The organism is Amycolatopsis rifamycinica, from assembly GCF_000695625.1.
Taxonomy (GTDB): Bacteria; Actinomycetota; Actinomycetes; order Mycobacteriales; family Pseudonocardiaceae; genus Amycolatopsis; species Amycolatopsis rifamycinica.
In genome coordinates this window covers 42,926-52,907 of record NZ_JMQI01000065.1, presented here as the reverse complement: position 1 = coordinate 52,907, position 9,982 = coordinate 42,926, and the positions used below count along the sequence as shown (strand labels likewise).

10 protein-coding genes and 1 pseudogene are annotated in these 9,982 nt (G+C 72.1%); 4 read left to right on the top strand and 7 right to left on the bottom strand.

What is annotated here, in order from left to right; genetic code table 11:
* Window positions 1-112: 112 nt before the first annotated feature.
* Window positions 113-1,072: pseudogene (locus DV20_RS31545) on the top strand (IS481 family transposase).
* Between the two features lie 110 nt (window positions 1,073-1,182).
* Entirely contained in the window at window positions 1,183-1,329 is a 147-nt protein-coding gene (locus tag DV20_RS45670) for a hypothetical protein (RefSeq protein WP_160169769.1), read from the top strand.
* Window positions 1,330-1,339: 10 nt separating this feature from the next.
* Here the strand turns inward: DV20_RS45670 and DV20_RS31540 are convergent, their stop codons facing one another.
* From DV20_RS31540 to DV20_RS31530, 3 genes are all read right to left on the bottom strand, one after another.
* Window positions 1,340-2,845, bottom strand: a complete 1,506-nt coding sequence (locus DV20_RS31540; protein WP_043786638.1) for an FAD-binding oxidoreductase — start codon at window positions 2,843-2,845, stop codon at window positions 1,340-1,342.
* A 71-nt stretch (window positions 2,846-2,916) separates the two neighbouring features.
* Entirely contained in the window at window positions 2,917-3,627 is a 711-nt protein-coding gene (locus DV20_RS31535; RefSeq protein WP_051736214.1) for a maleylpyruvate isomerase N-terminal domain-containing protein, read from the bottom strand.
* Between the two features lie 194 nt (window positions 3,628-3,821).
* Window positions 3,822-5,534 (bottom strand): GMC family oxidoreductase, encoded by a 1,713-nt coding sequence (locus tag DV20_RS31530; RefSeq protein WP_043786636.1) that lies wholly within the window; start codon window positions 5,532-5,534, stop codon window positions 3,822-3,824.
* 154 nt (window positions 5,535-5,688) lie between these two features.
* Between DV20_RS31530 and DV20_RS31525 the strand changes: the two genes are divergently transcribed.
* A complete protein-coding gene (locus tag DV20_RS31525) occupies window positions 5,689-5,883 on the top strand; it encodes a DUF397 domain-containing protein (protein ID WP_043786634.1) in 195 nt (64 codons plus the stop codon).
* Here DV20_RS31525 and DV20_RS31520 read toward each other — a convergent pair.
* The gene (locus DV20_RS31520; RefSeq protein WP_003073532.1) at window positions 5,867-7,000 is read right to left on the bottom strand and encodes a GuaB3 family IMP dehydrogenase-related protein; all 1,134 of its coding nucleotides are present in this window, start codon (window positions 6,998-7,000) and stop codon (window positions 5,867-5,869) included. The genes DV20_RS31525 and DV20_RS31520 overlap by 17 nt on opposite strands.
* Before the next feature lie 76 nt (window positions 7,001-7,076).
* Here DV20_RS31520 and DV20_RS47065 point away from each other — a divergent pair, with 76 nt between their 5' ends.
* Complete coding sequence (locus DV20_RS47065; protein ID WP_268747456.1) at window positions 7,077-7,211, top strand: hypothetical protein; 135 nt, start codon at window positions 7,077-7,079, stop codon at window positions 7,209-7,211.
* A gap of 72 nt (window positions 7,212-7,283) precedes the next feature.
* On the opposite strand, the gene DV20_RS31515 is transcribed toward DV20_RS47065, so the two are convergent.
* From DV20_RS31515 to guaB, 3 genes are all read right to left on the bottom strand, one after another.
* Window positions 7,284-7,796, bottom strand: coding sequence for a hypothetical protein (locus DV20_RS31515; RefSeq protein ID WP_043786633.1), 513 nt, complete (start codon window positions 7,794-7,796; stop codon window positions 7,284-7,286).
* 74 nt (window positions 7,797-7,870) lie between these two features.
* Window positions 7,871-8,323, bottom strand: coding sequence for a DUF3574 domain-containing protein (locus DV20_RS31510; protein ID WP_235191027.1), 453 nt, complete (start codon window positions 8,321-8,323; stop codon window positions 7,871-7,873).
* Window positions 8,324-8,399: 76 nt separating this feature from the next.
* Window positions 8,400-9,911 carry an IMP dehydrogenase gene (gene guaB, locus DV20_RS31505; RefSeq protein WP_043786631.1) on the bottom strand — a complete coding sequence of 504 codons (1,512 nt, stop codon included), beginning with the start codon at window positions 9,909-9,911 and terminating at the stop codon, window positions 8,400-8,402.
* Between the last annotated feature and the right edge of the window lie 71 nt (window positions 9,912-9,982).

Below are 9,982 nucleotides of genomic sequence, written 5' to 3'. Positions count from 1 at the left end.
TGCCCGGGGAGGTTGCGATCGTGGTGACACGTGATTGGATGATCTTGGTGTGAGGGAGGGCCTCTGGGTTCGGTGTGGATTGCGACGTCTACCCCGCCTCACGGAGGCCCTCGTGATCCACGCTAACGCACCCCTCACCCCAACCGGCAGACTGCGCCTGGCCCGTTGTGTGGTCGAGGACGGCTGGCCGCTACGACGGGCCGCGGAACGGTTCCAGGTGTCGGTCTCCACCGCCGCCCGCTGGGCCGGCCGCTACCGCGACCTCGGCGAAGCCGGCATGGCCGACCGGTCCAGCCGCCCCCGCACCAGTCCGGCCCGGACACCGACGCGGACCGAGCGGCGAGTCATCAAGGTCCGGGTGATCCGCCGGTGGGGACCCGCGCGGATCGCCTACCTGCTCGGCCTCAACCCCTCCACGGTGCACCGAATCCTGACCCGCTACCGGCTGGCCCGGCTGACACACCTCGACCGAGCCACCGCCACCCCGATCCGCCGCTACGAACACCCCGCCCCCGGCGACCTGGTCCACGTGGACATCAAGAAGCTGGGCAACATCCCCGACGGCGGCGGCCACCGCGCCCTCGGCCGCGCCGCCGGGCGCCGCAACAGCGGTCAACGCGGCCACGGCTACGCCTACCTGCACAACGCCGTCGACGACCACAGCAGGCTGGCCTACACCGAAATCCATGCCGACGAGACCACGGAAACCGCGGTCGCGTTCTGGATCCGGGCTCAGGCGTTCTTCGCCGGCTACGGCATCACCGTCCGCCGGGTGCTGACCGACAACGGCGCCTGCTAACGCTCACGTCTGTGGCGCGACACGCTGCGCGACGCGGCGATCGTCCCGAAACGGACCCGGCCTTATCGGCCGCAGACCAATGGCAAGGTGGAGCGCTTCAACCGCACCCTGCTCGAGGAATGGGCCTACGCCCAGCCCTACCGCACCGACACCGAACGCCGCCGCGCCCTGCCACACTGGCTGCACACCTACAACCACCACCGCGGACACACCGCACTCGCAGGCCACCCACCCGCCAGCCGCGTCCCCAACCTCACGGGGCACTACATCTAGGGCGAGGTCTTGGCGTCCCGCCTGCGGGCCCGGGAGGCGCGCAGGTTGTTCTGGAACGCCACCCCGCACGCGGGGTTCCGGCACGTCTTGAGCCGGGACAGCGTGCCCGTGTGCGAGGCGAGCAGGGCCTCGAGGTGGACCAGCGACGCGACCGCGGCGGCATCGGCGCGGCGACCGCGCTGGCCCTCGCGACCCAGGGCGCGAACGTCGCCCTGGTCGCCCGGCGCAAGGACCGGCCCGACGCGGGTCAGTGGTAGGCGCCGGCACTCAGACGACGACGCTCTGCCCGAACCGGAAGACGTTCTGCGGGTCGTACTTCTTCGCGACGTCCTGCAGCCGCTTGGCGTTGTCGCCGTAGTACGCGGTCTTCCAGTCGGGCAGGGCCGGGTCGATGTAGTTGACGTACCCGCCGCCCGCGCCCGCCGCGGCGAGCCCGGCGACGACGTCGCCGACCGTCTGCGCCACCTTCGTCCGGGTCTTCGCCGTCGCGGGTGCGTAGACCTGGACGCTGGCCAGCGCGTCGCGGTGCCAGAACGCGGTGGCGTTCTTGGCCGGCCCGGCGACCGCGCCGCCGAGACCGTCGATGAGCAGGTCCATGCCCGACCGGCCGTCGGCGACGGCGACGATCTTCGCCGCGTCGACCGGGGTGGTGATGATCCGCGAGGACGCGACGAACGACTGGCGGTTCGAGCTGCCCTCGAAGTACTTCATGGCGCCGAGGTAGTCCAGGGTCTTCACCACGCGCTGGGTCGGCCGGACGCCCGCGTTGGTGGTGAGGTTGTTGAGCAGCGTGCTCAGACCGGCGGCGCCGCCGACGTAGCAGCCGCCGACCCGGCACTGCACCGGCGTCCCGCCCGAGAGCACCAGGTTCGCCCAGAGCTCCGGCGGCATCGCGGCGATCCACTGCTGCCACGCGGCGAGCACGCCGGCGCCGGACCCGGCCGGGAAGCGCAGCGAGAACACTGTCAGCTCCTCCGGCGCCGGATCGGTGTCGAAGGTGAACTCGGTGACGACGCCGAAGTTGCCGCCGCCCCCGCCGCGCAGGGCCCAGAACAGGTCCGGCTCGGAGCCCGCGGACGCCGTCAGGGCCTGGCCGTCGGCGGTGACGACTCGCGCGGAACTCAGGTGGTCGCAGGTCAGGCCGTACTTGCGGGCGAGCACGCCGATGCCGCCGCCGAGGGTCAGCCCGGCGATCCCGACCGTCGGGCAGGACCCGGCGGGCAGCGCGCGCCCGGCCTTCGCCAGCGCGGCGTAGACGTCCTTCAGCTTCGCGCCGGCGCCGATGACGGCCTTGCCGCCCTGGACGTCGACCTTGTTCAGCGCGGCCACGTCGATGACCAGCCCGCCTTGGGGCACCGAGTACCCGGCGTAGCTGTGGCCGCCGCTGCGCGCGGCGATGGTGACGCGCCCGGCGGCCGCCCGGACGCACGCCTGAACGTCCTCGGTCGTGGACGCGGTCGCGACGGCGACCGGGTTGTTGCCGTCGAAGAGCTGGTTGAAGCCGTGCCTGGCGGTGTCGTAGCCCTCGGTACCGGGGCGCAGCAGGCCGCCGGTGAGCTGGCTGCGCAGGTCGTCCCAGTTCGGTGGCCCGGTGGGCAGCCGGCTGGTGGGCGGCGCGGACGACGTGGCGTCCGGGACGGTCGAGGCGACCGGGGCCGGGGGGTTCTCCGGCCCGCACGCGGCGGCGACGGCTCCGGCGGCGGACACGCCCGCGATGCGCAGGAACGTCCTCCGGGGGACGCCGGGCCGCCCCTGGTCGTGCTCACTGTCCACAGCGGACTCCTCGTGCCGGGAACGCCCAGTGTAGAGCGGGCGCGAAGGGTTCACCGGGCGGAGCGGACCGGTCACGTCCAGGCGGGGATCCGGGGCACGGCACCGTCGAGCGCGGCGCCGTCGGAGCGCCCGCTGAGCCAGGCGAGCAGCGCCCCGGCCGATCCGCGGACGGTGCTCTTCGGGGCGGCCCCCATCGTCCATTCGAATCCGTCTGCGGCCAGGCGCAGGGCGGGCAGGTGGGCACCGCGCGAGGTGATGGCGTGCTGGACGACGTCCTCGGTGAGCGGGCCGAGCAGCCCGAGCACGCGATCGAGGTCGTAGCCGCGGTCGAGGTCGGCGAGGTGGATGGCCAGTTCGGACAGCCGCATCCGCGCCACGACGGCCCCGGTGACGGGCGCGCCCTGCCGGTTGCGGGCCTCCCGCACCCAGGCCTCGTCCGGCATCGCCGCGGCGTACTGCTCGAACCGGCCGGCCGACGCGACGAAGTCCGCGAGCAGCTCACCGGCGGCCCGCTGGGCCCCGGCTTCGATGTCCCGGTCGCGGGCCTCCGGGCTGGCGTACATCGGGGTCTCGACGCCGGTGTTCGCCCAGGTCAGCAGGTTCCGCAGGCCGTCGGCGTTGCGGGCCACGTGCGCGAGGACGTGGGCGCGCGACCAGCCGGGCAACGCGCTGGGGGCGCGCAGCTCGGGCTCGCCGAGGCCGCCGATGGCCCTCGCCCATTCGTCGTCGAGCTTGCGGATGCCGCCGAGCAGCGCGTGCGCCTTCTCCGATGCCGTCGTCACGGCCTCGATCTTAGGACCGCCGCAGCGCCGCCGGGGCGTCCGCGGGGACCGCCGGGTTCTTCGGCGCGACCGGCTCCAGCCGCACGTACGGCCGGTCCTGCAACTCGCCGGCCGGATCGGCAAGGAGCCGGCGCCGCTCGAGGCGACCCTCTCCGAACCACCCGCACGACTCCGGCCCCGTGACGGCCGAGAACCTAAGACGACCGCCGCAGCGCCGCCGGGGCGTCCGCGGGAACCGCCGGGTTCTTCGGCGCGACCGGCTCCAGCCGCACGTACGGCCGGTCCTGCGCCGGGCGCTGGTCCTCCTCGCCCTTGTTCGGCCAGAACGAGAACGCGCGCTCGGCCTGGGCCGTGATCGTCAGGGACGGGTTCACGCCCAGGTTCGCCGTGATCGCCGCGCCGTCCACCACCGACAGGCCCGGGTAGCCGAACACGCGGTGGTACGGGTCGATCACGCCCTCCTCCGCCGTGGCGCCGATCGGGACGCCGCCGATGAAGTGGGCCGTCAGCGGGATGTCGAAGATCTCGCCCCACGTGCCGCCCGCGATGCCGCCGATGTGCTCGGCCGTGCGCTCGTTGGCCTCGTGGCCCGCCGGGATGAAGCTCGGGTTCGGCTCGCCGTGGCCCTGCTTGGACGTGTACCTGCGCCGCCCGAACAGACCTCGGCGGGTGTAGGTCGTGATCGAGTTGTCCAGGCTCTGCATCACCAGCAGGATCACCGTGCGCTCGCTCCAGCGGTAGCCGTTGAGCATCCGCGCCGACTGCAGCGGGTGCTTCAGCAGGAACCGCAGCAGCTGCTGCCAGCGCGGTACCGGCGAGGCGCCGTCCGTCGCGATCGTCTGCAGCAGGCTCATCGCGTTGCTGCCCTTGCCGTAGCGGACCGGCTCGATGTGGGTGTTCTCGTCGGGGTGGATGGACGACGTGATCGCGACACCGCGGCTGAAGTTGCGGCTCTCGTCGACCTCGGTACGGGCCGCGCCGATGATCGCCTCGGAGTTCGTCCTGGTCAGCTCGCCGAGCCGGCGGGACAGCTTCGGCAGCGTGCCGGTGTCCTTCATCTTGTGCAGCAGGTTCTGGGTGCCCCAGGTCCCGGCGGCGAAGACGACCTTCTCGGCGGTGATCGTGGTCCGGAACCTCTTCGACGTCGTCCCGGTCTTCTTCAGGCCGATCTCGTAGCCGCCGTCGACGGGCTTGACCGAGGTCACCGTGGTCAGCGGGATGACCTGCGCGCCGTCCTGCTCGGCCAGGTAGAGGTAGTTCTTGACCAGCGTGTTCTTCGCCCCGACGCGGCAGCCCGTCATGCACGAGCCGCACTCGGTGCAGCCGGTGCGCACCGGGCCGGCACCGCCGAAGTACGGATCGGCGGCGCGCTCCCCCGGCTTGCCGAAGTAGACGCCGACGGGCGTCGGGTGGAACGAGTCGGCGACGCCCATGTCGTGGGCGACCTGGCGCATCACGACGTCCGACGGCGTCATCGTCGGGTTCGTGACGACGCCGAGCATGCGGCTCGCCTGGTCGTAGTGCGGGGCGAGCTCGGCCTCCCAGTCGGTGATGTGCGCCCACTGCCGGTCGCGGTAGAACGGCTTGAGCGGCCGGTACAGCGTGTTCGCGTAGACGAGCGAGCCGCCGCCGACACCGGCGCCCGCCAGCACCATGACGTCGTTGAGCATGTGGATGCGCTGGATGCCGTAGCAGCCAACCTGTGGCGCCCACAGGTAGCGCTTGAGGTCCCACGACGTCTTCGCGAACTCGTCGTCGGCGAACCGGCGGCCCGCCTCGACGACGGCTACCCGGTAGCCCTTCTCGGTGAGCCGCAGCGCCGCAACGCTGCCGCCGAACCCCGACCCCACCACGACGACGTCGTAGTCGGGGCCACCCGCGCTGGTGGTGGTGTTACTGGCAGTCACACCTGGAGCGTAACTCCGGGTTCGCGTTCTGACCAGAGGTAAGTTACTCGCCGGTTATGCTTGTCCGACGACAACAGTGGGTAATCTTTACGGTGCTCGATGTTCACGTCGGCGAATCACCGCCGATCGGGACACAATGGCGGGAGACACCACCATGAGCCCACGAACGCTCACCGGTTGGCGCAAGTCGAGCCACAGCCACTTCGAAGAGAACGCCTGCGTCGAGATCGGCACGGGCCCCGGCGTGGTCGGGGTCCGGGACACCAAACAGGCGGTGCCCCGGCCGGTCCTCGTCTACTCCACGGCCGCCTTCGGCGCCTTCCTCGACCACCTCACCGACGGACGGTGAGGCCCACCCGCTGGAACTCCTTGAGGTCCGAGTAACCCGTCTTCGCCATCGCGCGGCGGAGCGCCCCGAACAGGTTCACCACGCCTTCCGCGTCGGAGGACGGCCCGAACAGCAGGGTCTTGAGGTCCACGGCGTAGTCGGGGCCCGCCGCCACGCGTGAGCGCGGCAGGGACGGGTGCGCCGCGGCCGCCGTCCAGTACAGGCCCTGACCGGGCGCGTCCGAGGCGGCGGCCAGCGGCGAGCCCAGCATGACGGCGTCCGCGCCGCACGCGATGGCCTTGGCGATGTCGCCCGAGACCGTCATGCCGCCGTCGGCGAGCACGTGCACGTACCGGCCGCCGGTCTCGTCGAGGTAGTCGCGGCGGGCGGCCGCGGCGTCGATGATCGCGGTGGCCATCGGGACGCCGATGCCGAGCACGCGGTCGGTGCTCGTCACGCCCGGCGTGTAGCCGTGGCCGACGATGACCCCGGCCGCGCCGGTGCGCATGAGGTGCATCGCCGTGCGGTAGTCGCTGACGCCGCCGGCGATGACCGGGACGTCGAGGCGGCCGATGAACTCCTTGAGGTTCAGCGGCTCGGCGTCGCGCTGGACGTGCTCGGCGGAGATGATCGTGCCCTGGACGACGAGGATCTCGACGCCGGCCGCGATCAGGTCGGGGGTCAGCTCGGCGGCGTGCTGCGGGCTGACGCGCGCGGCCACCGTGACGCCGGATTCGCGGACGGTCTTGATCGCCTCGGTCAGCAGGTCGAGCCGGATCGGCGCGGCGTGCAGCTCCTGCAGCACCCGGCCGACCGCGGTCGGGTCTTCGAGGTCCTCGGCCGCGCGGACGAGCTGGAAGATGGCGTCCTCGACGTTCGCGTGCCGCGCCCAGAGGCCTTCGGCGTTGAGCACGCCCAGGCCACCGAGCTCGCCGACGGCGACCGCGGTGCCGGGCGAGACGATCGCGTCGGTCGGGTGCGTGACGAGCGGCAGGTCGAAGCGGTAGGCGTCGATCTGCCATGCGGTGGACACCACCGAGGACGACCGGGTCCGCCGCGACGGCACGATCTCGACGTCGTCGAGGTCATACGCCCGCCGCGCGGTGCGGCCCATCCCGATCTCGACCAGGTCCCGCACGTGAAGCCTCCTCCGACGACGACAATCTGCCGTGCCCCATTGTCGCTAGGCCGCGTGGGTGACCTGCGCACGGGGGTTGGAACAGAGGCAGCACGGGCAGCGCACCAGCCAGGAACCCGGCCGTCGCGCCCAACGCGGCCCGGGCGCGCCGTCGCGCGCGGCGACCTCGATCACCGCGAAGACCAGCAGGCCGGCCACGAAGCTCGCGTAGGTCCCGAAGCCCAGGATGGCCCCGGCGGCGGCCCCAGGAGGGCCATGGCGGGCAGCCGGCCGCGCCGCACGCCTACACCCGCACGAAGACGGCGACCGGCGCCAGCAACGCCCCCAGCGCGAGGGCCAGCCAGGTCGCCACCGGCGGGTAGACGTTGAGCCGGACCGCGCCGAAGTACACCGCGCCCAGGGCCAGCAGGGCCGCGGCGATCAGCAGGACGGGCCGGACCACGCCTGGGCGCAGGTCGACCACGCTGCCACCCGCGCGCAGGTAGGCGATGCTGTCGTCGGCCGTGGAGACGTCGAGTGTCACCGGCTGACCGGGCGGGAGGTCCAGGCCGGGGCCGACCGCGGTGACGCGGTAGTGCCGCCCGCTCGCGGTGTCCACCTCGATGGTGTGGCTCTCCGCGTCCTCATCACCGCCGACCGGGAGCGCGCCCCGCTCGTGGGACACCACGTGCCCTTCGACGCGGAACGCCGGCGCGTCCCGGCCGGCCAGCACCTGGCACATCAGGCACACCACCCCACCGAGGAACAGGGACACCAGAGCGACGGCCGTGAAGAACACCCTGCGCAGGACCGTCATGTGTCCTAGTGCACACCACGAAGGCCACGCAAGGCGATAGGCCGATCACCGTAAGCACGCTAGGTCACGGGAACTCAGAACGAGACCTGCTCCACGGAATCCGAACGCAGTACCGACTCCTGCTGGAACTGCTTCTTGTAGTCGGCGCGGAGCTCTTCGATTTCCCGCTCGGCGTCCCGGTCGCCGAACGGGTGGAGCAGCACGATCACGTGCGTGTGCTCCCGCACGATCGCGCCGGAGCCGCCGCGCCACTGGCCGCTGCCGTCGAGCCGGGTGAAGCCGCCCGGGAACGCCGGGCTGATCTCGCGGTCGGAGAACTCCGCGAACTCCTGGTCGGTGACCTCGGTGCCGTCCGGCTTGCCGGTGCCGAAGAACAGCTCGGTGCGCTTCCAGATCTCCCCCGGCGACTGCGCCTGCGCCGCGTCAGTCGTCCCGGTGCCCGAAGCCGCCGAAGCCGCTACGCCGCCGCCGAGCCCGAACGCCGCCGCGGCGGCCACCGCCACCACCATCCGTCGCGAAACCGTCATCCCGCTTCCCTCCTCGATCGCCGGAGATCCAGTCTCGCGATCGAGGAGGGCGGGCGGAATGTCCTAACGGGCGGACTCAGCGGGTCGTGTAGTTCGGCGCCTCGACGGTCATCGTGATGTCGTGCGGGTGGCTTTCCTTGAGCCCGGCCGCGGTGATCCGGACCAGCTGCGCCTCCTGCAGCTGCGCGATCGTCTCGGCGCCCGCGTAGCCCATCCCGGCGCGCAGGCCGCCGACCAGCTGGTGGACGACGTTGGCGAGCGGCCCCCGGAACGGGATCCGGCCCTCGATGCCCTCCGGGACCAGCTTGTCTTCGTTGAGCACGTCGTCCTGGGCGTAGCGGTCCTTCGAGTAGGACTTGCCCTGGCCGCGGGACTGCATCGCGCCCAGCGACCCCATGCCCCGGTAGACCTTGAACTGCTTGCCGTTGACCAGGATCAGGTCACCGGGCGACTCGGCGGTGCCGGCCAGCAGGCTGCCCAGCATCACCGTGGACGCGCCGGCCGCGATGGCCTTCGCGATGTCGCCCGAGTACTGGATGCCGCCGTCACCGATCACCGGGACGCCCGCCGGGCGGCACGCCTGGTCGGCCTCGTAGATCGCGGAGATCTGGGGGACGCCGACGCCCGCGACGATCCGCGTGGTGCAGATGGAGCCGGGGCCGACGCCGACCTTGACCCCGTCCGCGCCCGCGTCGACCAGCGCCTGCGCGCCGGCCCGCGTCGCGACGTTGCCACCGACGATGTCGACCGAGTCGCCGAGCTCCTTCTTCAGCAGCGCGACCGTGTCGACGACCGCGCGGGAGTGCCCGTGCGCGGTGTCGACCATCAGCACGTCGACGCCGGCTTCGGCGAGCGTCATCGCGCGCTTGTGCCCGTCGACGCCCACGCCGACCGCGGCGCCGACGATGAGCCGGCCGTCCGGGTCCTTCGTCGCCTTCGGGTACTGCTCGGTCTTCACGAAGTCCTTGACCGTGATCAGGCCGCGGAGCTTGCCCGCGCCGTCGACGATCGGCAGCTTCTCGATCTTGTGCCGGCGCAGCAGGCCGAGCGCGGCGTCCGCCGACACCCCGACCTGGGCGGTGACCAGCGGCGCCTTCGTCATGACCTCGGACACCGGGCGGCTGTGGTCGACCTCGAACCGCATGTCGCGGTTGGTGATGATGCCCACCAGCGTCCCGGCCGCGTCGGTCACCGGCACGCCGGAGATGCGGAACTTCGCGCACAGGGCGTCGACCTCGGCCAGCGTCGCGTCGGGCGCGCAGGTGACGGGGTCGGTGACCATGCCGGCCTCGGACCGCTTGACGACCTCGACCGCGGCGGCCTGCTCGTCGATCGGCAGGTTGCGCTGGAGGACGCCGATGCCGCCCTGACGGGCCATGGCGATGGCCATCCGCGCCTCGGTGACGGTGTCCATCGCCGCGGACACCAGCGGGACGCCGAGGGTGATGTTCCGGGTCAGCCGGGTGCTCGTGTCGACGGTGCTGGGGACCACGTCCGATTCGGCCGGCAGCAGCAGCACGTCGTCGAAGGTCAGGCCGAGCATGGCGAACTTGGCCGGAACGGGGGCGGTGATGCCGTCGCTGGTCATAGCGGGTGAAGGGCCTTCCTGGCGCGGGATGAGCGTGTCGCTGCGGCTGATCGGTGAATCAGGGGCGACGG

Coding starts and splice junctions, on each gene's coding strand:
- guaB (WP_043786631.1), bottom strand. CDS start 9,911: ATGACCAGCGACGGCATCACCGCCCCCGTTCCGGCCAAGTTCGCCATG.
- DV20_RS31510 (WP_235191027.1), bottom strand. CDS start 8,323: ATGACGGTTTCGCGACGGATGGTGGTGGCGGTGGCCGCCGCGGCGGCG.
- DV20_RS31515 (WP_043786633.1), bottom strand. CDS start 7,796: ATGACGGTCCTGCGCAGGGTGTTCTTCACGGCCGTCGCTCTGGTGTCC.
- DV20_RS31525 (WP_043786634.1), top strand. CDS start 5,689: ATGAGCCCACGAACGCTCACCGGTTGGCGCAAGTCGAGCCACAGCCAC.